The 25,850-nt window shown below is 67.0% G+C and carries 27 protein-coding genes; 17 read left to right on the forward strand and 10 right to left on the reverse strand.

The genetic code is table 11. From position 1 onward, the window contains the following. Nucleotides 1-70 precede the first annotated feature (70 nt). Entirely contained in the window at nucleotides 71-1,606 is a 1,536-nt protein-coding gene (gene purF / locus A5680_RS09930) for an amidophosphoribosyltransferase (RefSeq protein WP_055401803.1), read from the reverse strand. A gap of 132 nt (nucleotides 1,607-1,738) precedes the next feature. Further along, the gene (locus tag A5680_RS09935) at nucleotides 1,739-2,134 is read right to left on the reverse strand and encodes a sterol carrier family protein (protein WP_067818777.1); all 396 of its coding nucleotides are present in this window, start codon (nucleotides 2,132-2,134) and stop codon (nucleotides 1,739-1,741) included. 19 nt (nucleotides 2,135-2,153) lie between these two features. Here A5680_RS09935 and A5680_RS09940 point away from each other — a divergent pair, with 19 nt between their 5' ends. Next, nucleotides 2,154-3,368 (forward strand): MCE family protein, encoded by a 1,215-nt coding sequence (locus A5680_RS09940; protein ID WP_067818780.1) that lies wholly within the window; start codon nucleotides 2,154-2,156, stop codon nucleotides 3,366-3,368. On the opposite strand, the gene A5680_RS09945 is transcribed toward A5680_RS09940, so the two are convergent. The 5 genes from A5680_RS09945 to A5680_RS09965 all read right to left on the reverse strand — a co-directional run bounded on the left by A5680_RS09945 (nucleotide 3,350) and on the right by A5680_RS09965 (nucleotide 8,716). Next, nucleotides 3,350-3,985 (reverse strand): CPBP family intramembrane glutamic endopeptidase, encoded by a 636-nt coding sequence (locus A5680_RS09945; RefSeq protein WP_055401798.1) that lies wholly within the window; start codon nucleotides 3,983-3,985, stop codon nucleotides 3,350-3,352. The two genes, A5680_RS09940 and A5680_RS09945, sit on opposite strands and share 19 nt — an antisense overlap. 19 nt (nucleotides 3,986-4,004) lie before the next feature. After that, a complete protein-coding gene (gene purL / locus A5680_RS09950) occupies nucleotides 4,005-6,302 on the reverse strand; it encodes a phosphoribosylformylglycinamidine synthase subunit PurL (RefSeq protein ID WP_067818783.1) in 2,298 nt (765 codons plus the stop codon). Nucleotides 6,303-6,352: 50 nt separating this feature from the next. Then, the gene (locus tag A5680_RS09955) at nucleotides 6,353-6,700 is read right to left on the reverse strand and encodes a VOC family protein (RefSeq protein ID WP_055401811.1); all 348 of its coding nucleotides are present in this window, start codon (nucleotides 6,698-6,700) and stop codon (nucleotides 6,353-6,355) included. Nucleotides 6,701-6,768: 68 nt separating this feature from the next. Beyond that, complete coding sequence (locus tag A5680_RS09960) at nucleotides 6,769-8,298, reverse strand: multicopper oxidase family protein (protein WP_067818786.1); 1,530 nt, start codon at nucleotides 8,296-8,298, stop codon at nucleotides 6,769-6,771. Beyond that, a complete protein-coding gene (locus tag A5680_RS09965; protein WP_197499762.1) occupies nucleotides 8,285-8,716 on the reverse strand; it encodes a hypothetical protein in 432 nt (143 codons plus the stop codon). The genes A5680_RS09960 and A5680_RS09965 overlap by 14 nt, the downstream gene beginning before the upstream one ends. Before the next feature lie 181 nt (nucleotides 8,717-8,897). Between A5680_RS09965 and A5680_RS09970 the strand changes: the two genes are divergently transcribed. Both A5680_RS09970 and A5680_RS09975 read left to right on the forward strand, forming a co-directional pair. Next, the gene (locus A5680_RS09970) at nucleotides 8,898-9,347 is read left to right on the forward strand and encodes a nitroreductase family deazaflavin-dependent oxidoreductase (protein ID WP_067818793.1); all 450 of its coding nucleotides are present in this window, start codon (nucleotides 8,898-8,900) and stop codon (nucleotides 9,345-9,347) included. 42 nt (nucleotides 9,348-9,389) lie between these two features. Further along, nucleotides 9,390-9,758, forward strand: coding sequence for a DoxX family protein (locus tag A5680_RS09975; RefSeq protein WP_055401790.1), 369 nt, complete (start codon nucleotides 9,390-9,392; stop codon nucleotides 9,756-9,758). A gap of 19 nt (nucleotides 9,759-9,777) precedes the next feature. On the opposite strand, the gene A5680_RS09980 is transcribed toward A5680_RS09975, so the two are convergent. Beyond that, a complete protein-coding gene (locus A5680_RS09980) occupies nucleotides 9,778-11,040 on the reverse strand; it encodes a M18 family aminopeptidase (protein ID WP_082970328.1) in 1,263 nt (420 codons plus the stop codon). A 166-nt stretch (nucleotides 11,041-11,206) separates the two neighbouring features. Here A5680_RS09980 and A5680_RS09985 point away from each other — a divergent pair, with 166 nt between their 5' ends. From A5680_RS09985 to A5680_RS09995, 3 genes are all read left to right on the forward strand, one after another. Further along, nucleotides 11,207-12,217 (forward strand): Dyp-type peroxidase, encoded by a 1,011-nt coding sequence (locus A5680_RS09985; protein ID WP_055401787.1) that lies wholly within the window; start codon nucleotides 11,207-11,209, stop codon nucleotides 12,215-12,217. Further along, a complete protein-coding gene (locus tag A5680_RS09990; RefSeq protein ID WP_055401786.1) occupies nucleotides 12,214-13,011 on the forward strand; it encodes a family 1 encapsulin nanocompartment shell protein in 798 nt (265 codons plus the stop codon). The genes A5680_RS09985 and A5680_RS09990 overlap by 4 nt, the downstream gene beginning before the upstream one ends. Nucleotides 13,012-13,077: 66 nt before the next feature. Further along, entirely contained in the window at nucleotides 13,078-13,818 is a 741-nt protein-coding gene (locus tag A5680_RS09995) for an SDR family NAD(P)-dependent oxidoreductase (protein ID WP_067818798.1), read from the forward strand. Nucleotides 13,819-13,832: 14 nt separating this feature from the next. On the opposite strand, the gene A5680_RS10000 is transcribed toward A5680_RS09995, so the two are convergent. Continuing rightward, nucleotides 13,833-15,527, reverse strand: a complete 1,695-nt coding sequence (locus A5680_RS10000; RefSeq protein ID WP_067818800.1) for an MOSC and FAD-binding oxidoreductase domain-containing protein — start codon at nucleotides 15,525-15,527, stop codon at nucleotides 13,833-13,835. A 169-nt stretch (nucleotides 15,528-15,696) separates the two neighbouring features. On the opposite strand from A5680_RS10000, the gene A5680_RS10005 reads away from it, so the two are divergent. The 9 genes from A5680_RS10005 to A5680_RS10045 all read left to right on the forward strand — a co-directional run bounded on the left by A5680_RS10005 (nucleotide 15,697) and on the right by A5680_RS10045 (nucleotide 23,778). Beyond that, complete coding sequence (locus A5680_RS10005; protein ID WP_067818803.1) at nucleotides 15,697-16,569, forward strand: alpha/beta fold hydrolase; 873 nt, start codon at nucleotides 15,697-15,699, stop codon at nucleotides 16,567-16,569. A 74-nt stretch (nucleotides 16,570-16,643) separates the two neighbouring features. Beyond that, nucleotides 16,644-17,990, forward strand: a complete 1,347-nt coding sequence (locus A5680_RS10010) for a TetR/AcrR family transcriptional regulator (protein ID WP_067818806.1) — start codon at nucleotides 16,644-16,646, stop codon at nucleotides 17,988-17,990. A gap of 158 nt (nucleotides 17,991-18,148) precedes the next feature. Then, complete coding sequence (locus tag A5680_RS10015) at nucleotides 18,149-19,195, forward strand: zinc-binding alcohol dehydrogenase family protein (RefSeq protein WP_067818891.1); 1,047 nt, start codon at nucleotides 18,149-18,151, stop codon at nucleotides 19,193-19,195. 42 nt (nucleotides 19,196-19,237) lie between these two features. Then, nucleotides 19,238-20,119, forward strand: coding sequence for a DUF427 domain-containing protein (locus A5680_RS10020; RefSeq protein ID WP_067818894.1), 882 nt, complete (start codon nucleotides 19,238-19,240; stop codon nucleotides 20,117-20,119). Then, on the forward strand, nucleotides 20,116-20,547 hold the full coding sequence (locus A5680_RS10025) for a VOC family protein (RefSeq protein WP_067818809.1): 432 nt from the start codon (nucleotides 20,116-20,118) through the stop codon (nucleotides 20,545-20,547). Before A5680_RS10020 ends, A5680_RS10025 begins: the two co-directional genes overlap by 4 nt. A gap of 9 nt (nucleotides 20,548-20,556) precedes the next feature. Next, entirely contained in the window at nucleotides 20,557-21,150 is a 594-nt protein-coding gene (locus tag A5680_RS10030) for a TMEM175 family protein (protein ID WP_067818812.1), read from the forward strand. Nucleotides 21,151-21,152: 2 nt separating this feature from the next. Further along, a complete protein-coding gene (locus tag A5680_RS10035) occupies nucleotides 21,153-21,866 on the forward strand; it encodes a haloacid dehalogenase type II (protein WP_067818815.1) in 714 nt (237 codons plus the stop codon). After that, nucleotides 21,814-23,307 carry an NAD(P)/FAD-dependent oxidoreductase gene (locus tag A5680_RS10040; protein ID WP_197499763.1) on the forward strand — a complete coding sequence of 498 codons (1,494 nt, stop codon included), beginning with the start codon at nucleotides 21,814-21,816 and terminating at the stop codon, nucleotides 23,305-23,307. The genes A5680_RS10035 and A5680_RS10040 overlap by 53 nt, the downstream gene beginning before the upstream one ends. 3 nt (nucleotides 23,308-23,310) lie before the next feature. Continuing rightward, nucleotides 23,311-23,778: a cupin domain-containing protein gene (locus A5680_RS10045; protein ID WP_067818820.1), complete on the forward strand. Its 468-nt coding sequence runs from the start codon at nucleotides 23,311-23,313 to the stop codon at nucleotides 23,776-23,778. On the opposite strand, the gene A5680_RS10050 is transcribed toward A5680_RS10045, so the two are convergent. After that, nucleotides 23,772-24,170: a VOC family protein gene (locus A5680_RS10050; protein WP_067818823.1), complete on the reverse strand. Its 399-nt coding sequence runs from the start codon at nucleotides 24,168-24,170 to the stop codon at nucleotides 23,772-23,774. The two genes, A5680_RS10045 and A5680_RS10050, sit on opposite strands and share 7 nt — an antisense overlap. Nucleotides 24,171-24,346: 176 nt before the next feature. Here A5680_RS10050 and A5680_RS10055 point away from each other — a divergent pair, with 176 nt between their 5' ends. Continuing rightward, nucleotides 24,347-24,823 (forward strand): hypothetical protein, encoded by a 477-nt coding sequence (locus A5680_RS10055; RefSeq protein ID WP_067818825.1) that lies wholly within the window; start codon nucleotides 24,347-24,349, stop codon nucleotides 24,821-24,823. Nucleotides 24,824-24,955: 132 nt separating this feature from the next. After that, a complete protein-coding gene (locus A5680_RS10060) occupies nucleotides 24,956-25,771 on the forward strand; it encodes a lysophospholipid acyltransferase family protein (RefSeq protein WP_067818827.1) in 816 nt (271 codons plus the stop codon). Nucleotides 25,772-25,850 lie beyond the last annotated feature (79 nt).

Below are 25,850 nucleotides of genomic sequence, written 5' to 3' on the forward strand. Positions count from 1 at the left end.
GCGATAAAGGCTACCGGGCGCCGCCCACCGCCGTTATCAAACGTCTTGGAAGGGGCGGATCCGGCGTCCGTCAGTGGACGATCGGCACTTCGTCGGGCGCCAGATCGTCCAGCCCGGCTCCCCGCGCGGCGTTGGCGAGCATGTGCTCGATGACGTTCTTGCCCAAGGCCGTCTCCTCGGGCAGTTCGATCGGATACTTGCCGTCGAAGCACGCGGTACAGAGCCGCGATGCCGGTTGCTCGGACGCCGCGACCAGTCCGCGCAGCGAGATGTAGCCGAGGGTGTCCGCCCCGATGGCGTGCCGTACCGCTTCGAGCATTTCCTCTTTGTCTTGCACGGCGTTGGCGATCAACTCCGCCGGCGACGGGAAGTCGATGCCGTAGAAGCAGGGCCACTTCACGGGCGGCGACGCGATGCGCACATGGACTTCGAGGGCGCCGGCCTCCCGCAGCATGCGCAGCAACGCGCGCTGGGTATTGCCGCGCACGATCGAGTCGTCGACGACGATCAGCCGCTTCCCGCGGATGACCTCGCGAAGCGGGTTGAGCTTCAGCCGGATACCGAGCTGGCGGATGGTCTGGGACGGCTGGATGAAGGTTCGCCCGACGTATGCGTTCTTCATCAGGCCTTGCCCGTACGGGATGCCGGATTCCTGCGCGTACCCGACCGCGGCGGGCGTGCCCGACTCGGGCACCCCGATCACCAAATCGGCTTCGACGGGGCATTCACGGGCCAGCCGGCGGCCGATCTCCACCCGGGTCGCGTGCACGGACCGTCCGGCGATCGTGCTGTCCGGGCGGGCCAGGTAGACGTACTCGAAGACGCAGCCCTTGGGCGTGGGGTTGGCGAAACGCGTGGAGCGCACCCCGTCCGCATCGATCGCCAGCAGCTCGCCTGGCTCGATATCGCGCACGAACGATGCGCCGACGATGTCGAGCGCGGCCGTTTCGGAGGCCACCACCCAGCCGCGGTCCAGGCGTCCGAGCGAAAGTGGCCGCACCCCATGCGGATCGCGGCACGCATACAGCGTGTTCTCGTCCATGAACGTCAAGCAAAAGGCGCCGCGCACGGTCGGCAGCAGGTCCAGCGCCGCCTGCTCCAGGGTGGAATCCGCGGCGCCGTGGGCCAGCAGCGCGCCCAAGATGTCGGAGTCCGTCGTTGCGGGGGCGGGGCAGCGCCGGGCGATCAGGCCGGCGTCGCGTGCGCGGGCGGCGAGCTCGGCGGTGTTGACCAGATTTCCGTTGTGGCCCAGCGCGACGCCGGTGCCGGCGGCGGTGTTGCGGAACACCGGCTGCGCGTTCTCCCACGTGGTGTCGCCCGTGGTGGAGTAGCGGCAATGCCCGATGGCAACGTGTCCCTGCATGGCCGCGAGCGTCTGCTCGTCGAACACCTGGCTGACCAAGCCCAAGTCTTTGAAGACGAGAACCTGGGATCCGTCGGCGACAGCGATACCCGCGGCTTCCTGCCCGCGATGCTGCAGCGCGTACAAGCCGTAATAGGTGAGCTTTGCGACATCCTCGCCTGGGGCCCAGACCCCGAATACACCACACTCTTCACGGGGCGAGTTCAGGTCCTGCTCGGGTGCTTCGGCTCCTGCGACGGTCACGATTGGGCGGCTCCCCGGGGAACGGTTGGTGACGTAACGGAGTCTACGGGTCGGACACCCGCGACCGCGAATTTACAGCGCGTGTTGAGCGCCGAAAATTCCCTCGCCCGACCCTAAAGCTGCAGTTCAGGGTTATCTTCGGCCGACATCGATCAGCGGCAGGCAGTGTTCGATCTCACCCGCTCGAGACCCGGAAAGGCTCAGCGCCCCGGCGGCCTTCGCCGCCGAGAACGACAGCATCCCGGCCACCAGCAGCAGCCAGGTGCGCGCATCGGTCTCCACCACGTTGGGCGGGGTGCCGCGGGTATGCCGGGGCCCGGCGATGCACTGCACCGCGGCGAACGGCGGGATCCGCACCTCGACGCTGGCGCCGGGCGCCACGGCGGCCAGGGTGCGGGCGGTGAGCCGGACGGCGGCGGCGAGGCTCTCGCGGTCGGGGGCGGGCCGGGATTCGTCGCGCAGCCAGTCCGCGACGGCCAACACGGCCTGCCGGGTCTTTGCCGGATCGGCCTTTTGACGGGCGGCCATACCCTAGGGTCTCAAACTCATGGAGCGTCGTCGTTTGCGGCGCGGGCCACCGTACAAGTCCGTCGGCCTCGTGACGCTCGTCATCATGGGCGTGGTCGGGTCGCTCCTGTATCTGCAGTTCCGGGGGGACCTCACGCGGACCACGAGGCTGACGATGGTGGCCGCCCGGGCGGGCCTGGTGATGGATCCCGACTCCAAGGTCACCTACAACGGGGTCCAGATCGGCCGGGTGGCCGGCATTTCCGAGATCACCCGCGGCGGCAAGCCGGCCGCCAAGGTGGCGCTGGACATCACCCCCCGGTACGTCGAGATGATTCCGGCCAATGTCGCGGCCACCATCAAGGCGACCACGGTGTTCGGCAACAAGTACGTCGCGCTGAGTTCGCCTCCCCATCCAGCGGCGCGGTCGATCACGCCGTCGACCGTGATCGAGGCGACCTCGGTGACCACGGAATTCAACACCGTGTTCCAGACGCTCGTGTCGATCGCGGAAAAGGTGGATCCGGTCAAGGTGAATCTCACGCTCGCCGGCGCCGCGCAAGCCCTGACCGGACTGGGCGAAAAGTTCGGCGCCTCTCTGATCAACGGCAACACGATCCTCGACGACGTGAATCCCCGGATGCCCGAGATCCGCGCCGACCTCGCGCGGCTGGCCGCCCTCGGCGACACCTACGCCGACGCCTCGCCGGACCTGTGGGCGGCGCTCGAACACGCGGCGACCACGGCGCGCACGCTCAACCGCCAGCAATCCGACCTGGACGCGGCGCTGCTGGCGGCGGCCGGGCTGGGCGGTGCGGGCGCCGACGTCTTCGAACGCGGCGGACCGTACCTGACGCGCGGGGCCGCGGATCTGGTCGGCTCCAGCCAGCTGCTCGACGAGTACAGTCCCGAAATCTTCTGCACCATCCGCAATTTCAACGACGTCGCGCCCAAGATCCACAACGCCCTCGGCGACAACGGTTATTCGCTGGGCGCCCACGCGGCCGGCGCGATCACCGGCGCGCCCAGTCCGTATATCTGGCCGGAGAATCTGCCGCGGACCAATGCCAGGGGCGGCCCCGGCGGCCGACCGGGCTGTTGGCAGACGATCACCCGGCAGTTGTGGCCGGCGCCCTTCCTGGTGATGGACACCGGCGCGAGCATGGCTCCCTACAACCACTTCGAACTGGGCTCACCACTTTTCACCGAGCACGTGTGGGGCCGCCAGTTGGGCGACTACACCATCAACCCGTGACGCCCGACGCTCAGCGCGGCGATCGCGCCGGCCTCATTGATGGCCAAGTGCACCAACATCGGCGCGGCGAGGCTGCCGGAACGGTCTGCCAGCCAACCGAACAGCCAGCCCGCGATGCCCGTCACCAGCACGGTGCCCACCACCGGGTCGCCCGCCGCGCGCGCGTCCGCGACGTGCGAGAGCCCAAAGCTGGCCGCCTGCAACAACCTTCCGCGGGGCCGGCCGAACGCCTCGTAGGCCGTGGCGGTGAGCGCCGCACGGAACGCCGCCTCCTCGGCCCAAACAGTGCCGACGGGAATCCGCAGCAGCAGCCAGCCGGGCACCGAACCGGCCGGATCCCGGTCGGCCATGGACGCCCGCACCGAGGGCACGGCCGTCGTCGCGGCGACCGCGCTCGCCACGGCCGCACCGGCCGCCGACCCCAGCCGCAGCCCGGCCCATAGCCGCGGCGGTCCCAGGCCCAGCGGCGCGCGCGTCGCCAGCACCAGCAGGCCGGCCGCACCGGCCTGCAGGGTGACCCGCCATCGGGTGGGCAGTCGCGGGCCGACAAAGCTCCAGCCGACCAGGGCGGCGGCCAGGGAGAACGCGCGGGCCCGGTGGAAACGGCTCTCGCCCATCAGGATTCGTCGCTAAGGCTCATCCGAAGAGGCGGGGCAGCACCGACTCCGACGTCTCGCGCAGCTCGGCCAGCGACACGGTGAACAGCCCCTGAACCTCCACCGCGTCCGAGGCCTGGTCGACGACGCCGATGCGCTCCGCGGGCAACCCCCGTGCCTCGCACATCGCCCGGAACCGGCTCTCCTCGGTGCGCGGCACCGCCACCAAAACCCGGCCCGCCGACTCGGAGAACAACGTCACGAACGGATCGGCGTCCTCGGGAAGCACGATGCGGCAACCGGTTTCGCCCGCCAGCGCCGCCTCCACGATGGCCTGCGCGAGGCCGCCTTCGGACAGGTCGTGCGCCGCCGACACCAGCCCGTCGCGGGACGCCGCGGTCAGCACCTCTGCCAACAGCTTCTCGCGCGCCAGGTCGACCGCGGGCGGCAACCCACCCAGATGGTCGGCGGTCACCTGCGCCCAGACGGAACCGTCGAATTCGTCGCGCGTGTCGCCCAGCAGCATCAGGGTCTCGCCCGGTTCGCGACCGAGGCCGGTGGGGATGCGCCGGCCGACGTCGTCGATGACGCCGAGCACACCGACGACCGGCGTGGGCAGGATCGCCGCCGACCCGGTTTGGTTGTAGAAGCTGACGTTGCCGCCGGTCACCGGGATGCCAAGGGCCGCACAGCCGTCGGCCAGCCCCCGGACCGCCTGCGAGAACTGCCACATCACCCCGGGGTCTTCCGGAGAACCGAAATTGAGGCAGTTGGTCACCGCGACCGGTGTCGCGCCGGTGACGGCGACGTTGCGGTAGGCCTCGGCCAGCGCGAGTTGCGCTCCCGCGTAGGGGTCGAGCAGCGTGTAACGCCCCGACGCGTCGGTGGAGAGCGCGATGCCGCGGCCCGTGGTTTCGTCGACGCGCAGCACGCCGCCGTCGGCGTGCTCGGCCAGCACGGTGTTGCCGCGCACGTAGCGGTCGTACTGTTCGGTGATGAAGGCGCGGCTGCACAGGTGCGGGCTGCCCAGCAGCACAAGCAAAGTCGCGCGCAGCTCGTCCCCCGCCGTCGGCCGCGGCAGGCGGGTGGACCGGTCGGCGTTCAGGGCGTCCTGTGATTCGGGCCGCGCGACCGGTCGGTGATACACCGGCCCCTCGTGCGCGACGGTGCGCGGCGGCACGTCGACGACCGTCTCGCCGCGCCAGGTGATCCGCAACCGGTCCCCGTCGGTGACCTCGCCGATCACCGTGGCCAGCACCTCCCATTTGCGGCACACCGCCAGGAAGGCGTCCACGTTCTCCGGCGCGACCACCGCGCACATCCGCTCCTGCGACTCGCTGCAGAGCACCTCCGCGGGCGTCATGTCCTTGGCCCGCAGCGGGACGGTGTCGAGTTCGATCGTCATCCCGCCGTCTCCGGCCGACGCCAGTTCGGATGTGGCGCAAGACAATCCAGCTCCCCCGAGGTCCTGGATGCCGATCACCAGGCCGCCCGCGTAGAGCTCGAGGCAGCACTCGATGAGGACCTTCTCCATGAAGGGGTCACCGACTTGCACCGAGGGCAGCTTCTTGCGGGAGTTCTCGGCATCGAAGGTGTCCGACGCCAGCACCGACACCCCGCCGATGCCGTCGAGCCCGGTGCGCGCGCCGAACAGGATGATCTTGTTTCCGCGGCCCGACGCGAAGGCCAGGTGCAGGTCCTCCTGGCGCAGCACGCCCACGCACATCGCGTTGACCAACGGATTGCCGGCGTAGCACGCGTCGAAGACGGTCTCGCCGCCGATGTTGGGCAGCCCCAGCGAGTTGCCGTAGCCGCCGATGCCGCGGACCACCCCGTCGACCACGCGGCGCGTGTCGGGCGCGTCGGCGGCGCCGAACCGAAGCTGGTCCATCACGGCGACCGGTCGGGCGCCCATGGCCATGATGTCGCGGACGATGCCGCCGACGCCCGTCGCCGCGCCCTGGTACGGCTCGACGTAGGACGGGTGGTTGTGGGATTCCACTTTGAAGGTGACGGCCCAGCCGTCGCCGATGTCGACCACGCCGGCGTTTTCGCCGATGCCGGCGAGCATGCCGGCGCGCATCTCGTCGGTGGTGGTCTCGCCGAAGTAGCGCAAGTGAACCTTGGAGGACTTGTACGAGCAGTGCTCGCTCCACATCACCGAGTACATGGCCAACTCGGTGTCGGTGGGCCTGCGGCCCAGGATCTCGCGAATGCGCTGGTACTCGTCGTCTTTGAGCCCCAGCTCGGCGAACGGCTGCGGCTGGTCGGGGCTGGCAGCGGCATGCTCGACGGTGTCGATCGCCTGGGTGCGGGCGCTCGTCCCGGAGACAGTCACGCCAGACAGTCTAGGGTGACGCCGCTATCGCCGTCGGCTCGCCGCGGCGGCTATTGACCGACCACGCAGAAGACGTTGCCCTCGGGGTCGGCCAGCACCACCCAGCGGAAATTGGCGCCGAACGAGTGCCGGCCTACCTCGGTGGCCCCGGCGGCCGTCAGCCGCGACGCCTCGCCGTCGACGTCGGCGGCGCTGAAGTCGAGGTGCAGCCGGTTCTTCCCCGGCGTGGGGTCGGGCACCTTCTGGAACCCGAGGCGGGGACCGTCGGCCAGACTCACCACGGTGAACTCGTCGGCGAGCAGTTCCTGCGTCGTCCCGCCGAACTGCTCGGCCCACCAGCCGGCCAGTTGCGCGGGATTGCTGCAGTCGAAGGTGATCATCTCCACGCTGAGCGCCATACCGCCGACCCTAGGCCTCGCGACGGCGCAGTTGAAGGGATCGGTGCCGGCCAGCGGCACCCGGTGGGTCAATCGACGGTGCGGAAGTCGGCCATCATGGCCATGTCCTCGTGCTCGAGGTTGTGGCAGTGCAGCAGGTATGAGCCGGTGTAGCCGGTGAACCGGGTGAGGACTTCGACCGCTTCGGCCGGCCGGACATCGACGGTGTCCTTCCAGCCCGCGTCGAACCGACCGGGCGCGCGGTCGTTGCGGGAGATCACCCGGAACGGGTTCAGGTGCACGTGGACGGGGTGGTGGAACTCGGTGATGAACCGCCAGACTTCGCATGTGCCGAGCTTGGGGCGAGCCAGGGGCCGGCCCGGCTGATACGACAGGTCGTTGACGTTCCACACGCCGCCTCTGTTCGGGCGGAAGAGGAACGTCCGGGTGGCGACGGCGCCGTGTCGGTCGAAACCCGGAAGCCCGCTGCTGAGCCGGTCGGGGATGGTGGCGTCGTCGGAAAGGTCGGTGCCGACGACGTCGAATCGCATGACCTCACTTGTGCTTTCGGCACCCAAACGATTGAGCAGCCGCACCCGGGTTCCGCGCCGGTAGCGGCTGAAATCAACCACAACATCAAAGCGTTCGGCCGGAGCGATGTCGATGTAGTCGTGGCCTACGGGCCGCGCCAGCAGCCCACCGTCACTGCCGATCTGCACCAGCCCCGAACCGCCGGGGGGCTGCGGGTCCAGCTGCAGCCGGTAGCGGCGGGCGTTGGATGCGTTCAGTAGCCGCAGGCGGTAATGGGCGGGATCGGTCTGCAGCACCGGCCACGGCGCACCGTTGACCAGGATGACGTCGCCGAGGACGCCGTTCATGTAGTCGGCGGTGACCCCGCCGCCACCGGCGGCCGGGTATCGGAAGGAGCCATCGGCGGCGAAGGCACGATCGGTGATCATCAGCGGGATATCCCGCCCGCCGCGGGGCAACGGCAACGCGTCTTCCTCGTCGTCACGGACCAGGTGGAATCCGGCCAGGCCGCGCCACACAGCGGCACCGGTATAGCCCATGCGGTGGTCGTGGTACCACAACGTCGCGGCGCGCTGGTTCATCGGATAGACGTATTCGCGCTGTCCGACGACGCTATTGCGGGCCATGTCCTCGGCGGCCGTTTGACCGGACTGCGGAAGGATGAAGTCGGTCGGGTACCCGTCGTGGTCTTCCGGGGTGTGCCCGCCGTGCAGGTGCACCACAACCGGTGCCGGCAGGGCGTTGCGGTGCCGCACGACGGTGCGCCTCCCGGATCGTGAAGTGATGGTGGGGCCGGGAAAGCTCGTGTTGTAAGTCCATGCGGCAGTGGTCAACCCGGGCAGGATGCGCAATTGCGTGACCTGCTGGGTGATCTCGTAGTAGTCGGTGAGGGCATCGGTGCTCACCGGCGCCAACTCCTCCGGGATCGGCAAAGGGACTTGATAGCGGTCGGGCACTCTGGCCTGACTGCGCAGGAGCCGCCCCGGCTCCGCGGAGCCCAACAGCGCGCCGGCCAACGGCCAACTGGTCGCGACGAATCCGATCCCCGTCGCGGCGGCGCCCAGCCGCAACGCGCTACGCCGATTCACGAATCACATCCGGGCGTGGTGACGGCGAGGGTGCGGTCAGCGGCAAGCGCCATACCGATGCCGTCAGCTGAAGGATTCCCACGATCAACAGCACCCCGAGCGGAACGTGTAGGCCCGTCAGCCGCAATTCGCCAGAGGCGAACTCGGCGACGAAGAGGATGGTCACCAGCGCCCCTACCGCTATCGGCCATCGCGGCCCGCCCGTCCGGTTCACGATCACCAGCACCGCCACCTGAACGACGGAAAGCACCGTGGTCACTTTCGCGCCGGCCGAGTGCAGCAGCAACGCGTTGTACTGCCCGCCAAGGAAACTGCCGGCGAACACGGCTTGGGCCAACGCGAGGACTGCCAAGGTCGCGCTAGTGGCACGGGCGACCACGCGGGGCCAGCGTCGGCCGTGCTCTCTTGCGTCTGTCATGGTCTTCCTCCGTAAGTCGTCGTCGGACTACTCAGGAATTGACGACGAGACGGGCCGGCAAAAAGTTACGCCCGCATGTGTAACTTCCGGCGCCGTTGACCCGTCCTTGTATGCGGGTTGCTGGTGACCCGCTTCAACCGATTCCGGGCCCACCGCAACGGGATACGCAGAAGGAGCAGTGATGTCGAACCCGACGCCCCCGCGCTGGCTGAAGCCGATGAACAAGTTCATGATCGCGATGCAAAGGCTCGGCATACCTACCGGGCCACCCATGGTTTTGACCGTGCCGGGACGCAAAACGGGCCGACCGCGCAGCACCCCGATGACACCGTTCACGCTCGACGGCCAGCTCTATGCCGTGGCGGGATTCCCCGGCGCCGATTGGGCGCGCAACGCCCGCGCCGCCGGGACGGGAACGCTCGGCAGGGGCCGAAAGACGCGGCGCGTCGCCATAACCGAGCTGACCGCCGAGCAAGCCCGCCCGGTATTGCGCCAATATCCGATCGAAGTGCCGATCGGCGTCGGGTTCCTGAAACGTTCCGGCCTGGTGCGTCAGGGCAATCCGGAAGAGGTCGAAGCGCTGGCCGGCCGCATCGCCGTGTTCCGGCTAGACCCGATCCCCGCGAACTGACGCCGGGCGATGCCCCGATTGATCGACCACTAAGGAAGCAACATGCACGCCGCATACCTCGTCGTGACAATCTTTGCCATCGGTCTCAACGGATTCTCCGGCGTGAGCGCGCTGGTCCACTTCGCACCGATCATCCCGCCCATGCAGCGGGCCGGGGTGCCGGTGTCGTGGCTGACGTTTCCCATCGGCACCATGAAAACCCTGGGCGCCCTTGGGCTTATCGCCGGCCTATGGATTCCGCCCATCGGCATCGCCGCGGCGGCCGGACTGATCATTTTCTTCGTCTGCGCGATGTACACCCATGTGCTCGCCAACGATATCTCCGGCCAGTTCGCATTCGCCGGATTCCTGCTCGCCCTCAACGCCGCGACCTTCGCGCTCACGGCGGTCGCCCACCCGGTGTACATCTAGAACCGCTGGGCTCTATCGCTCACGAAGGCTCAGGCGAAAAGAACGCGCGCATCGCCGCCGCGTACGCGGCCACGTCCTGGGCGCCCATCAACTCCCGCGCGGAGTGCATCGCCAGCTGCGCGGCACCCACGTCGACGGTGGGGATGCCGGTCCGCGCCGAGGCCAGCGGCCCGATCGTCGACCCGCACGGCAGGTCGGCGCGGTGCTCATAACGCTGCAGCGCGACCCCGGCCTGCTGGCAGGCCAGCGCGAAGGCCGCGGCGGTCCGTCCGTCGGTGGCGTAACGCAGGTTCGGGTGAACCTTGAGCACCGGCCCGGCGTTGGCCTCGATCAGGTGGCCGGGCTCGTGCCGCTCGGGGTAGTTGGGGTGCGTGGCGTGCGCCATGTCGGCCGACGCCAGCAACGAGTCGGGCAGCCGACGTAGGAAATCCTCGCGGGTGCCGCCGGCCGCGAGCACGATCCGCTCCAGAACCGTGCCGAGCAGGTCTGACTGGGCGCCATGGTCGGAGGAGGACCCGACCTCCTCGTGGTCGAAGAGCACCAACACGGGCAGGAAACCCCGCGGCTCGGCGGCCAACAGCGCCTCCATCCCCGCGTAACAACTGGCTTGGTTGTCCAGCCGGGGCGCGCTGAGCAGGTCGCCTCCGGCGCCGACGATGGTCGACGGGGTCAGGTCGTGGGTCATCAGATCGGCGGCGAGCACGCCGGTCGGGTCCACCCCGGCGCGTTCGGCGACGTAGTCGACAAACGACTTGGTGTCCGCACCGACGCCCCAGACCGCGTTGACGTGCCGCTGCGGATCCAGCGTCAGCGATTTGCGGTCCTCCGCGAGGTGAATGGCCAGCTGCGGCACCCGCAGAATCGGCTCGTCGATCCGGACCAGCCGGTGCTCGATCCCAGCGCCGGCGCGCAGCGACAACCGTCCGCTGATACCCAGGTCGCGATCGAGCCAGGAGTTCAGCCACGCCCCGCCGTAGGGCTCGAGCGCCACCACGCGCCAACCGGCGACCACCCGGTCCGGGTGCTGCTTGACCCGCAGGTTCGGGCTGTCGGTGTGCGCGCCGACGATGCGGAACGGACCGTCGGCCCCCTCGGAATTCCAGGCGACCAGCGAGCCGGCCCGCACCGTGAAGTAGCGGCCCGGTTCCTCCGGCCAGCGTTTAGCCTCGCTCAGTTCGGTGTACCCGGCGGCCGTCAGCCGCGCGGCCACCGTGGCGCAGACGTGAAATGGCGACGGAGAAGCGTCGATGAAATCGCAGAGGCCTGCGGCGCTGGCCGACATGATGATCATCATGGCTTCCGGCGCTCACCGTCGCCACGCTAGGTCCCATTGCGCGGCTCCTTGATCGCGCCCTTCCGGCGCTCACCGTCGCCACGCTAGGTCTCATTGCGCGGCTCCTTGATCGCGCCCTTCCGGCGCTCACCGTCGCCACGCTAGGGTCGCCCATGTGCCTCCCGTCCAGCCGCAGCCGATCCTCGAGCCGTTGACGCCCGCGGCGGTCTTCCTGGTGGTGACGATTGACGAGGGCGGAGAAGCCACGGTGCATGATGCGCTGCCCGACATTTCCGGGCTGGTGCGCGCGATCGGGTTTCGCGAGCCGCCGAAACGGTTGTCGGCCATCGCCTCCATCGGCTCGCACGCCTGGGATCGTTTGTTCTCGGGGCCGCGTCCCGCCGAGTTGCACCCGTTCGTCGAACTGACGGGCCCGCAGCACACCGCTCCGGCCACGCCGGGGGACCTACTGTTTCACATCCGGGCCGAGAGCCTGGACGTCTGCTTCGAGTTGGCCGACCGCATCCTGCGGTCGATGGCGGGCGCCGTCACCGTCGTCGACGAGGTGCACGGATTCCGCTATTTCGACAACCGCGACCTGTTGGGCTTCGTCGACGGCACCGAAAACCCGGACGGCCCGCTGGCCGTCAGCGCCACCGCCATCGGCGCCGAGGATCCCGAATTCGAAGGCTCGTGCTACGTGCACGTGCAGAAGTATCTGCACGAGATGTCTTCGTGGAACTCGTTATCCGTCAACGAGCAGGAATTGGTGATCGGCCGCACCAAGCTGGAAAACCTCGAACTCGACGACGACGAGAAGCCGGCCAACTCCCACATCGCCCTCAACGTCATCACCGACGAGGACGGCACCGAGTTGAAGATCGTGCGGCACAACATGCCCTTCGGTGAACTCGGCAAGGGCGAGTACGGCACCTACTTCATCGGGTATTCCCGTACGCCACGGGTCACCGAACGCCTGCTGCGCAACATGTTTCTGGGCGACCCGCCCGGCAACACCGACCGCATCCTGGAATTTTCCACCGCGGTCACCGGCGGTCTGTTCTTCTCCCCAACCGTCGACTTCCTCGACGATCCACCGCCACTTCCGGCAGCGCCGGTAGCGGAAACACCTGCGGCACAAAACGGCTCACTTGCGATCGGCAGCCTGAAAGGAACAGCTTCATGAACAACCTCTACCGCGACCTGGCACCGGTCACCGACGCCGCTTGGGAGGAAATCGAGACCGAGGCGGCCCGGACCTTCAAACGCCATGTCGCCGGGCGGCGGGTGGTCGACGTCAGCGAGCCGGGCGGGCCGGTCACCGCCGGCGTCAGCACCGGGCGATTGATCGACATCGCTTCGCCCTCCGAAGGCGTCGAGGCTCACGTGCGAGCGAGTAAACCCCTTGTCCGGCTTCGCGTTCCGTTCACCCTGTCGCGTTACGAGATCGACAACGTCGAACGGGGCGCCCAGGACTCCGACTGGGACCCGGTCAAGGAGGCCGCCAAGAAGCTGGCGTTCGTGGAAGACCGCGCCATCTTCGAGGGATACGCCGCCGCCTCGATCGAGGGCATCCGGTCCGCCAGCTCGAACAAGGCGCTGACCCTGCCGGCCGATCCACGCGAGATTCCCGACGTCATCACCCAGGCCATTTCCGAGTTGCGGCTGGCCGGCGTCGACGGCCCGTATTCGGTGCTGCTGTCCGCCGACGTCTACACGAAGGTCAGCGAGACCACCGAACACGGCTATCCGATCCTCGAGCACATCGACCGGCTGGTCCCCGGGGACATCATCTGGGCGCCGGCCATCGACGGTGCCTTCGTGCTGACCACCCGCGGTGGCGACTTCGATCTGCAGCTCGGGACGGACGTCTCGATCGGATACACCAGCCATGATGCGGACACCGTTCAGCTGTATCTGCAGGAGACGCTGACCTTCCTGTGCTACACCGCGGAGGCGTCGGTCCCGCTGACGTCGTAAGGAATAAATGCCGGCGAGCCGCTGCTGACGGGGAGGCAAGTGAACTTCTTTTGAAGGCAGGGTTCGATGGCAGCAACGATGGCCGGGTCCACCGCGTTAGTGACTGGAGCGACCTCCGGCATCGGCCGCGAAATCGCGATACAACTGGCCGAACGCGGGGTCGAGGTGATTGTGCACGGGCGCAGCGCTGAACGCGGCGCAAAGACGGTGCGCGATATCGAAAACACAGGCGGCAGCGCACGTTTCGTCGCAGCCGATCTCAATGACGGCGACGATGTGCGCCGCCTGGCCGCCGAGGCGGGAGCGGTCGACATTCTGATCAACAACGCCGGCATCTACCGGTTCGGCGCGACCGCGGACACCGACGATGCGGCGTTCGACGAGCACGTGAACGTGAACCTGCGCGCCCCGTACATTTTGGTCCAGCAACTAGTCCCGGGCATGGTCGAGCGCGGCGGCGGCGCGGTGGTCAACGTGAGCACCGTCGCGGCCTCGGTGCCGGCGAGCGGTGCGGGTATCTACGGCGCAACCAAGGCCGGCCTGGAGCAGTTCACGCGGGTCTGGGCGGACGAATTCGGCCGGTCGGGCGTCCGAGTCAACGCGTTGGCCGCGGGGCCGACGGATACCCCTGGAGTCGCCGTCATACCGGGCATGCTGGAAGCCATTGGCGCCACCACCGCGCTGAAACGGCCGGCCGAGGCGAGCGAAATCGCAAGCGCGGTGCTGTTTCTCGCGTCAGCCGCCGCAAGTTACGTCAACGGTGCGGTGTTGCAGGCTAGCGGCGGCCAGCGCGCAATTACCGCCTGAGGCAGTGCTTTTCGTCACAGGTCGAGCACCAGATCGCTGGCCGGGGCCGCCGAGCACACGAGCACGGACCCCTGCTCGGGCGGCTCCAGAGGTTGCTGGACGTAGGTGGCGCTCCCCGCGACCACTGCGGTGACACACACGTGACAGACGCCGCTTCTGCAGGAGAACCGGGTGGGCACGTCGCATGCTTCGGCCAGCTCGAGGATGCTTCCGTATTGCGATGACCAGGTGACCGTCAAACCGCTGCGGGCGAACGTGATTGACGGACCCGTTCCCGGTGGTCCCGCCGGAAGATGTGGGGGCTGGCGGGGGCCGTCGTCGACGATGCCCGGGTTGATCGGCGGCAGCGCACCGAAGAGTTCGCTATGGATGCGCTCGGGGGCAAGACCGCCGGCCGCCAGGGCCTCGCGCATGTCGGTCATGAATTGGGTTGGGCCGCAAAGGTAGGCGGTGACGTCGGCCGGAATTCCCAGCTCCGCAATGGCCGATCGGTCCAACCGCCCCTGCGTTTGGGTGTATAAGACCGACTGCCGAGAGCCCGGCAACGATCCGAGCAGTTCGGCGACCTCGGCTGCGAATGCTTGCGTTTCCTGATTGCGGGTGGTGTACACCCACCAGATGTCGCGGTCGCTGCCGGTCGCCGAAAGCGCATGCAACATCGCCAAGACCGGGGTGATCCCGATTCCCGCCGACATCAGCAACACGGGACCATCACCGTCGGTGAGGTAGAAGTCGCCCCGCGGGGCGGCGGCCTCGAGAACGGAGCCAACCGCGATGTGCTCGTGCAGCCAGCGGCTCACCAGACCGTGCTCTTCGCGTTTGACGCTGATGCGGTATTGCCCCGAGCCGGGCTCTCCGGACAGGGAGTAACTGCGCAGCGGCGCCGGTGCGCCGGCGGGAACCCGCACGGTCAGGTATTGCCCGGGCAGCGGCGGCGGCAGAGCGACATGGTCGTCGCTGTCCAGTTGGATGGACATCACCTCTGGGCTTTCCCGGCGTACCGCAGTGACGCGCAAGGGCCTGAACCCGTCCCACGCCGGTTGTGTTGCAGGGGCCTCGGCCGCCGATTCCTGGTCCAACATGTCCCGGAACGATTGCTGCCAGCCGGGGCTGAGCGCGGGGACGTCGACGGCCTTGGGCAGCAGGGCAAGGTTCCGGTTCGGCAGGTACAACAAGGCGTCGACGTCGGCGACGCTGAGCTTGTGGCGACCACGTCGGGTCCGCACGATGTCGTCACCCGCGCGGACCCGTCCCTCGGTGATCACCCGGAAGTAGAATCCTGGGCGACGTTGGGAGACAAGCAGGTTCGGCATTCTGGGTTCGTTCATCCGCAGACCGACGCGGAAGCAGGTGACGCGGGGCTGGCTGACCTCGAACTCGGCTTCGCCGATCTGGTAGCGGTCGCCGATGCACACATCGGTGTCGGGCAGCCCGGTAACCGTGAAGTTCTCCCCGAAGTGGCCGGGTACAAGGTCGTCGCGACCCAAGTAGTTCTTCCAGAAGTCGTACGACTCGGTCTGGTACACCATGACGGCGCGCTGCTCACCACCATGGCCGGCCAGATCGCCCTGGCCGTCGCCGTCGATGTTCAGGCGGCGCACCATGACCGGGCCTTCGACCGGCGTTTTCCAGATCCCGGTGTAAACCGTCTTGTCGTGCCACTGCACGCTTTTCGGCAAGCCGACGTTCACCGAGACCAGCTTGCCCACGGTGTCACCTCCGGGCCCGGCAAGTGGGATAGCCAGCCCACAATATTCTCCTCCGGCCCGAAGGGCAACCCGAGGCGGGACTGTCGCACCAGGCTTGCTCTGGTGCATACTGGGTTGCATAACCCATAATCGTCAATGTTTCGAGGGTGAAAACCCTTAAGGGGGAACCATGCCGGCAGTCCATCATCGATACGCCACCGTCGACGGTCACCGGCTTTTCTTCCGCGAAGCGGGCGACCCGAACGCTCCCGCGCTGGTGCTGCTGCACGGGTTTCCGACCAGCTCCTACATGTTCCGGCATCTAATTCCTGCGCTCGCCGACCGCTACCATGTCGTCGCTCCGGATCACCTGGGCTTCGGGCTTTCCGATGCGCCGTCCGTGCGGGAATTCGACTACACCTTCGACGCGCTGACCGGCCTCACCGCGGAGCTTTTGCACTCGATCGGCATCCACAGATACGCCATCTACGTCCAGGACTACGGCGCGCCGATCGGCTGGCGGCTGGCGATACGCGACCCGTCGGCGATCACGGCGATCATCACCCAGAACGGCAACGGCTATGACGCGGGATTCGTCGACAGCTTCTGGAAGGTTGTGCAGGCCTACCAACGCGAACAGACTCCCGACACCGAGGCGCCGGTACGGCAGTTCCTCACGCTGGAGGCAACCCGGTGGCAGTACCTCACCGGGGTTCCCGACGAGACGCTCGTCGACCCCGACTCCTGGCAGCACGACTACGCCCAGATATCGCGACCGGGTAACGACCTGGTGCAGCTGAAACTGTTGCGCGACTACGCCACCAATGCGCCGCTCTACCCCCGTTTGCACGAATACTTCCGCGCCACCCAGGTTCCGCTGCTGGCGGTGTGGGGCCGCGGGGACGAAATCTTCGGCCCCGCCGGTGCGGAGGCGTTCGCCGACGATCTCCCGAATGCCAAGATCCACCTGCTCGACGGTGGTCACTTCCTGCTGGAGTCCGCACTGGACCAGGTCGCCGCGCTGATCCGCGACTTCCTCACCACGGTCGACATGACCGGCTGAGGACCCGTTGGCGTCGCGCCATCAATGGGTTGGATATCCCATAGTTCCGGCTGCTCGCGAGTTAGCCTGACGCGATGGCTAGTCCCGACGTTCAAGATGAACAACGCTTGACCGCCAAGGGACGTGCCACCCGCAATCGCATCTTGGAAGCGGCCGCCCAATTGATCGTCACCGAGGGCCTGTCCGCGTCGAACATGGAAAACGTCCGCAGGGCGGCGTCGGTCAGCGGTTCCCAGCTCGCCCATTACTTCACCGACAAGAGCGCTCTGATTCGCGCGGTCATCCGGCGTCAGATCGGGGTGGTTCTCGACTTTCACCGACAGCCCAAGCTCGGAGGTCTGACGTCGTTCGACGACTTCGAGCGGTGGATCGACCTCAACATGCGATACCTCAGGCGCATCGGGTTCTGCGGCACGCCCACCTATCACGCGCTTGCGGCGCAATTGGCGAAGTCGGACGACTCGACGCGCGAAACGCTGGCGGCCGGCTATTGGCAGTGGGTCGAGCTGCTCGAAGCGGCGATCCAGCGAATGAAGCGTGACGGCATCTTGGTCAAAGAGGCCGATCCTCGACGGTTGGCGTTGGTCATCGTCGCCGCTCATCAGGGCGGCGGCACCTTGGCCTTCACCTACCGGGCGGAATGGCCGCACGCGGACGCGGTTCGCTTCGCGATCAACTATCTGCGCAGCTTCGCCACCGATCCCAATGAGCGGGTCGCCCGACCCCCGCCGCGTCGCCGGCGTCACTCACGGCCCACGATGAGTGATGGTGGGCCGGTACGATTCACCCGCAAGGGACTGGCGACTCGCGCGCGCATCGTCGAGGTCGCCGCGCGTCTCATGTTCGAGCGCGGCGTCGCCAACACCAGCATCGAGCAGGTGCGGCGTGCGGCCGGGGTGGGCGGTTCCCAGATCGCGCACTACTTCCGGGACAAGCGCGACTTGACCCGTCAGGTCGTTGCCAGCCGCCGCTCCGACGTCCTGGCCTTCCACGCCCAGCCGTCGATGGGCGCCCTCGACAGCATTGACACCCTGCAGGCATGGGCCGACGCCTGCATCGCCGACATCGACGCCGTATACCGCGTAGGTGGTTGCGTCTACGGATCTTTGGCGGGCGAGCTGATCGACGCCGACGACGAAATTCACGCCGAGCTCTCCGACGGCTACGACCAGTGGATCGAGCTCTTCGAGGCGGGCCTCACGGCGATGAGTCAGCGGGGCGATCTGCGGTCCGACGCAGACCCGCGACATCTGGCGGTGTCGCTGGTCGTCGCCCATCAGGGCGGCGCGATGTTGACGTACGCCACCGCAGATCCTGAGCCGCTGCGGGCCGCCGTCAACGCCGCCGTCACCTATGTCCGCTCGTTCACCCCGCAGAGGCGCAATAAACGATCTGCACCGGCGCGGTGTCGCGGGACGTAAGGACGCCGGCTGCACTGGACAGATTGGGATGAGTAGCCCATAATAATTGGGTCAGCCGGCCCATTCAGTTCCTGCTGACAGCCGCGTAGCATTGGTGCAGTCCGGCTTCGCGCGTCGGTTTGCCAAGCCGGACTAACGATTTGGGGAGGGCCGCAGCACTGTCCGCCACCGATCACCCCGCGCTCACCAGCTCGCCCGCAGTGGTACGCGAGCGGCCCGGCGGCGAAACCATGCGCGCGATCATCCTCAAGGGGTTCGGCGGTCTGGACAGCCTGGTCTACGCCGACATCCCCAAGCCGTTGCCAAAGGACGGCGAAGTCGTGATCGAAGTCAAGGCGTTCGGCATCAACCACGCCGAGATGCACATGCGCCGGGGAGAATGGGCTCAAGCCGCGGAAGTCAGCGGCATCGAATGCGTCGGTGTCGTTGAGTCGTGTCCCGGTGGCGAGTTCCCGGTGGGCGCCAAGGTCGCGGCGTTGATGGGCGGCTTGGGAAGAACGATCAATGGCAGTTACGCGCAATACACCCGCGTCCGGGCGACGAACGTCGCCCTCATGGAAGCCGATCTGCCGTGGGCGGATTTGGCGGCGATGCCCGAAACCTACGCGGTCGCTTGGACATGCCTTTTCCGCAACCTCAACCTGAAGGCCGGGCAGACGCTGGTGCTGCGCGGTGCGACATCGTCCCTTGGTCAGGCGGCGCTCAAGCTGGCGGTCGGTGCGGGGGCGCGCGTCGTCGCCACCACGCGGAACCGCGGCCGGTTCGCCATGTTGGAGGAGCTGGGTTCATCGCGCGTAGAGCTGGAAAGACGTGATTTGGCCGCCCACATCGCCGAAAGCAAGCGGATCGACGCCGTCCTGGACCTGGTCGGCAACAGCACCATTCTGGACTCCCTCGACATGCTGCGCCGCGGCGGCACGGCCTGCCTTGCGGGATGGCTGGGCGGCCTCGAGCCCATCGGGGATTTCAACCCGTTGCTTCGCATGGCCAGCGGTGTCAACTGGAATTTCTTCGGCAGCTTCGTCTTCGGGACTCCCGGATTTCCGCTGTCGGATGTTCCCCTGCAAGACATCGCGCGACAGGTAGCCGAGGGCACGCTGCAAGCCAAGCCGTCTCGCGTATTCAGATTCGACCAGATTCGCGAGGCGCATCAAGCGATGGAAGCCGGAGAGGCCGGCGGCAAGATGGTCGTTGTGATGCAGTGAAGCGACCTGCTGCGCAAGGGGTTTCAAGCGAAAGGCATGGATATGGGGCTGGCATGGCAGCAAGGCCCGCTGGCCACGGGATCGGTGGGGCACTTTCTGACTCAGCAGCCGTTGCCGGCGCGACTGTTGTACGCCGAGCCGCTGCGGAGACGCATGCGAGTTCGCCTCGCCGACAGGTGGGTCGCCGACAGCCAGGATGTGGTGCTGCTACACGAGCCGGGCCGTTATCCGGTTGCCTACTTCCCGGCCGGCGATATCGAGGACGGAGTCCTGCTGGCCGAGGACCGGCTGACGCAGCATAAGGACCTGGGCGACACACAGTGGTTCAGCGTCAAAGTTGCAGAGCGAGAAGCGAGCCACGCGGCATGGCAACACACCGCGCTGCCGCCACACGCCTCGGTACTCGACGGGCGCCTGGCATTCGCTTGGCGCGCCATGGACGCCTTTTATGAAGAGGACGAGCGGATCGTCGGGCATGCCGCGGACGCCTATCACCGGATTGACATCAGGTCCACATCAAGGCATCTCATTGTTCGTGACGGCGGCCGGGTGATTGCCGATACTCGGCGCCCGCTCGCCTTGTACGAATCCGGTTTTGCGCCACGCTGGTACGTGCCACGTCCCGATATCGACGAGTCTGCCCTTGAACTCGTTGACACTCAAACCTTTTGCCCCTACAAGGGAATTTGCTCCTACTACGACATCGGCGGCCGCAAGCGCGCAGCGTGGTCCTATCGGAACGCCTGGCGTGAGGTGACGCGCGTTACCGACCTGGTGTCCTTCGAGCCGGACAAAATAGACGTATATCTCGACGGCAGACAGCTGCAGCTCGAGCCTGGCCAGACCGTCATCCCCCACGGTGTCGACCGCGGGCTCGACACAGACGAGGTCTTAGGCGAGAACCCAACCGGCACAACGTCATGATGGCTTCCCTGGAAGTGGTCGTTTTGCCCGTGGCGGATCCCGATCGCTCGCTGCGGTTTTACCGCGACCGGGTCGGCTTCCATCTCGACGTCGATTACGCCCCAACGCCCGACTTCCGGGTAGTCCAGCTGACACCCGATGGATCGCGCACCTCAATCCAATTCGGCGTCGGCTTGACCGACGCTACACCCGGTTCTCTGCGGGGCCTGTATCTGGTTGTTGACGATATCGAGCGTTGCCGGGCGGAGCTGGTCGATCGCGGTGTGGTCGTTAGCGCCCTCCGGCACAAGGACACCGAGGATGGTTGGCGCGGCGGGTTTCGTCCCGGTCCGGATCCTGGTCGCGCCGACTATGCGAGCTTCGCGGATTTTCGCGATCCCGACGGCAATGCCTGGGTGCTGCAGGAACGAAACCACCAGTCGGCCTAAGGAGACGTCATGGTCACGAGGAAAACCAGCGCGGACCGGGTGGGAGCGTTCTCCGACGGTGTGTTCGCGGTGCTCATCACAATCTTGGTGCTCGAGCTCAAACCACCGACCGCGCACAGCTTCGGAGCTCTGCTACCGCTATGGCCCACGGGTTTGAGTTACGTGGTCAGCTACTTGTTCATCGCGATCGTGTGGGTCAACCACCATCACTTGCTCAGTTACGCGGAGCTGGCGACACCGCGGCTGGTGTGGTCGAATTTCGCGCACCTGTTTTCCGTGTCGCTCATTCCGATCACCACCGAGTGGATCGCCGACAGTCGGCTCGCGGCCGCCCCGGTGGCCTTGTACGCGTTCGTCTTCGTTCTGGTCAACGTCACCTATCTGGCGCTGTGCCGAGAATTGGTCGATAGGCCCGCTCACGAGGACCTCACCGACCGGATGCGCAGGCTGATGCGGATGAGGTCGTTCATCACGGTCGGCGTATTCACGACAGCCGGTGTGGCCGCGCTGTGGTGGCCGTTGCTCGGAATGACTTTAATTTGTCTGTGTTTGATCGGGTATCTACGGCCCGACGTTCCCACACTGAAGAACGTCGAGGCCTAGCCATGCCCACACCGAACGTCCTGGTCTTCGACGTCAACGAGACGCTGCTGGACATCGCTTCACTGGCACCGCTTTTCGTCGACCTATTCGGTGACGAGCGGGTGCTTCGCGAATGGTTCGCCCAGCTGATCATGTACTCGATGTCGGTGACCCTGGCGGACAATTACGTGACCTTCTCCACGCTCGCCCAGGGCGTGCTGCGCATGGTGGGCGACATGCGCCACGTCGACGTCTCCGACGACGACCTGGACCGCCTCAAAACCGGCCTGCTCACCATGCCGGCGCACCCGGATGTCGCGCACGGGCTGACCGCGTTACGCGACGACGGCTTTCATCTGGTGACGCTGACCAATTCGCCACCCAACGCTGACGGGCCGACGGCATTGCAGAATTCCGGCCTGGCCGAATTCTTCGAACAGCAATTGAGCGTCGACGCCCGCCGCGCCTTCAAACCGGCGCCTGCCGTGTACCGGTACGCGTGCGAAACACTCGGGGTGGCGCCGGCCGACTGCATGATGGTGGCCGCGCACCCGTGGGATCTCCTCGGCGCCCAAAACGTCGGCTTCCGCGCTGCGCTCATCGCGCGGCCGGGCAATCCACCGCTGCCGGTCGAGGGTCTGCCCCAACCTGACCTCGTGGTGGGCGACATGCGTCAGTTGGCCCGTGAACTCACCCAACTGCGAGACACCGGAAGGACCGACAGTGGCAGCAGATAAGGAACGGGATTTTGACGTCGTCGTTCTCGGTGCCGGTCCGGTCGGTCAGAATGCCGCGGAACGCGCCCGGGCAGCGGACCTGAGCGTCGCGCTGGTCGAACGCGAACTCGTCGGCGGCGAATGTTCCTACTGGGCCTGCGTGCCCAGCAAAGCCATGCTTCGACCGGTGATCGCCGTCTCGGATGCCCGCCGGGTAGACGGCGCACGAGAGGCGGTCAGCGGACCGATCAATCCGTCAGGAGTGTTTTCTCGTCGGGACCGCTATGCCACCGACTGGGATGACAGCGGGCAGGCCGAGTGGGTGAGCGGAATCGGCGCCACCCTTGTGCGCGGCCACGGCCGGCTGGATGGCGCCCGCCGAGTCGCCGTCACCGCTTCCGATGGCCAGGTGACGGTGTTGACCGCACGGCACGCCGTCGTGGTTTGCACCGGAAGCCGACCGGTCCTTCCCGATCTGCCCGGCATCGAGGGCGCGAGGCCGTGGACGAACCGTCGAGCGACCGACAGCAGCTACGTCCCCGCGGCGCTCGCGGTCGTGGGGGCCGGCGGCGTGGGCGTCGAAATGGCCACCGCATGGCACGGATTGGGATCCCACGTGACCCTCCTCGCAAGGGGGACGGGCCTACTCCCACGGATGGAACCCTTCGTGGGCGAACTCATCCATCGTGGCTTGGCCGATGCGGGCGTGGACGTGCGCGTCGGCGTATCCGTGCGTGGATTGCACCGGTCAGACGGCGGGCAGGTAACGCTCGAATTGGATGACGGCTCCGAATTACAGATGAGCGAGGTGCTTTTCGCGACGGGCCGCGCGCCACTGACCGACGACATCGGCCTTCAGACCGTCGGCCTGAACCCGGGCGACTGGCTGGACGTCGACGACACATGCCGAGTCCGTGCGATCGAGGACGGGTGGCTCTACGCGGCGGGCGACGTCAATCACCGAGCGCTGCTGACACATCAGGGCAAGTACCAGGGCCGCATCGCGGGCGCGGCGATCGGTGCGCGCGCGGCGGGCACCGCATTGGACACCGCGCCGTGGGGAAGGCATGCCACCACCGCCGATCATTACGCCGTGCCGCAGGCGTTCTTTACCGATCCGGAAGCTGCCGCCGTCGGTCTGACGGCGCGGCAGGCCGAGAGGGCGGGGCTCCGGGTGCGCACGGTGGACGTCGAAGTCGGCGACGCGGTGAAGGGGGCCAAGCTCTACGCGGACGGGTACACCGGTCGGGCGCGCATGGTGGTCGATATCGATCGGGCATGTCTACTCGGGGTCACGTTGGTCGGGCCAGGGGTCACCGAGATGCTTCATTCCGCCACCATCGCCGTCGCCGGCCAAGTGCCCATCGACCGCTTGTGGCATGCGGTCCCCTGTTTCCCGACGGTCAGCGAACTGTGGCTGCGGCTCCTCGAGGCGTATCGGGATGTGTCGGACCATAATTGACCCATGTCCACCGCAGACGGATTCCATCCGGATTTCGACAAGACGACGACGGCGGCCGCCCGCACCCGGGTGCACCACGTCAAGGCGTCGGATATCAGCTCCGACACCGCCCAATCGGAGGGACTCCGCCGCTTCGCGGCCCTCAGTGGCGCGACGGTGGGCGCCGAGAAGCTCTGGATGGGCGAGACCCACGCGATGCCCTCGACCGTTTCGTCCAACCACCATCACGGCGATTCGGAAACCGCGATCTATGTCCGCAGCGGGCACCCCGAATTCGTGTTTCACGACGGCACGCGCGAGGTGCGCATCGCGACTTCACCCGGCGACTACGTCTTCATCCCGCCGTACCTGCCGCACCGCGAGGAAAACCCCCACCCGACCACACCGGCCGAGGTGGTCATCGCGCGCAGCACCCAGGAGGCCGTCGTGGTGAATCTACCGGCCTTATATCCCATCAAATCCGTTCAGTAGACGGCGATCTCGACCAGATTCCCGTCGACGTCGCGGCAATAGTGCGAGGTCATCGATCCCAGGGCACCGGTTTTGGTCACCGGACCCGCGACGATGTGGACGCCGCACTCGAGCAGGTGGGCGCGCACCTCATCGGGGTTGCTTCGGGTGATGAAGCACAAATCCTCCGAACCGGCGGCTTCCACGGCTCCGGTGACCCAGTCCGGATCGTCGGCCAGGGCACCGACCGGCCGCAGATTGAGTTTCTGATCCCCGAACCGCAGAGCGATCCGGCCGGACGAGCCGAATGTCTCTCGCCGCATGCCGAGCACCCGCTCGTACCAGGCCGCGGTCTGCTGGACGTCTTTGCAGTTCAGCACGACGTGATCGATGCGCTCCACCCCGAACCCCATGCTCGGCTCCCCTGCGGCTGGACGAAATCGTTGGCGTCAGGGTAATCCGAGCGACCGCCCGCCGCCCTCGGTCGTGTCGAGGAGCAGCCCCCGCTCAGCAAATTCTCAACTGATTCTTCGGTGCCTCATGGCCTGCCTCCCAGCATCCGCAAAGCCACTGGCCGCAGCATGTTTTCATGGCGAAAGAGCCCACCTGCGCGAAGCTGGTCGAGCGTTACCTGCGCACCCGCGGGCGACGCTACTTCCGTGGCCACCACGACGGTGAATACTTCTTCGTCGCCAACGCCCACTCGTCCGCCTCGAGGCGCCTGCACGTGCATCTCGAGATCTCACCCGAGCACGGCGACGTGCTGATCATTCGGGTGATGCCGGCCTGCTTTTTCCCTGCCTCCGAACGCCCGTGGCTGACGCATTTCTCGGATACGTGGAACCGCCAGGAGCGCGAGGTGACCGCGATCGTGCACGGGTCCTCCGACCCGCAACGGATCGGCGTAGTGGCGCGCAGGTCGCACTGGATCCGCGACACCGTTTCCTTCGAAGATTTCAGCGCCTTTGTCGACCGCACCATCGCGGACGCGATCGACCTCTTCGGCGACTTGAGCCCCGCCGCCGAACTGCCTACGGCGCACCCCCTGGTGCGCGACGCCGGGTGACCCGGCGTCCCAGCAAACGGATATGACATTCTTCTTTTTGGAGAGTAACCTATGTTGTGCAGGCGGCGGGTTTGAGATCTGCGTCACATCGGCAATCCACGGCAAATGGCGGGAACACGACAGCGGGGAGCCATGAAGGGCAACGGGGTTGAGGTGGCCGACAACCAGGAGACCACCAAGTGGGATCCGGCCTTCACCGAGCAGGTCGTCAGGGCAATCGGACCGGTCATCAAACGGTGGTACCGGGCCGAGGTGCGCAACATCGACAACGTCCCCTCCTCCGGTGGAGCGCTAGTGGTGTCCAACCACTCCGGCGGCATGCTGACCCCGGACGTGTTGATCTTCTCCCCGGCGTTCTACGAGAGATTCGGTTACGACCGCCCCGTCTACACGCTGGGCCACTACGGCCTCTTCCTGGGTCCCCTGGACGGCTGGCTGCGCCGCCTTGGGGTCATCGAGGCCAGCCGCGAAAACGCCGCCGCCGCCCTGCATTCCGGCGCGGTGGTGCTGGTCTTCCCGGGCGGCGACTACGACTCCTACCGGCCCACCTTCAGCGCCAACACCATCGACTTCAACGGCCGCACCGGCTACGTGCGGACGGCCATCGAGGCCGGGGTGCCGATCGTGCCCACGGTTTCGATCGGTGCCCAGGAAACTCAGCTCTTCTTGACCCGCGGCAACTGGATGGCGCGCAAATTGGGCCTGACCAAGGCGCGCATGGACATCCTGCCGGTCAGCTTCGGGTTCCCGTTCGGCCTCAGCGTGGTCTTCCCGCCCAACCTGCCGCTGCCCGCCAAGATCGTCACCGAGGTGCTCGAACCGATCGACGTCGTCGACCAGTTCGGTGACAACCCCGACGTCGACGAGGTGGACGCGCACGTGCGCGCCGTCATGGAGGCGGCGCTCAAGCGACTCGCCGCTGCGCGCCGGCTCCCCATCCTCGGCTGACCGACACCACCGATGGCCCGGGCCTGCACGCCATGCGAAAGCCTCCACACCACAAGCTGATTCCAGCGCCGGCGGGGAG

It is taken from the genome of Mycobacterium sp. E2989 (genome assembly GCF_001667595.1).
Classification (GTDB): Bacteria; Actinomycetota; Actinomycetes; order Mycobacteriales; family Mycobacteriaceae; genus Mycobacterium.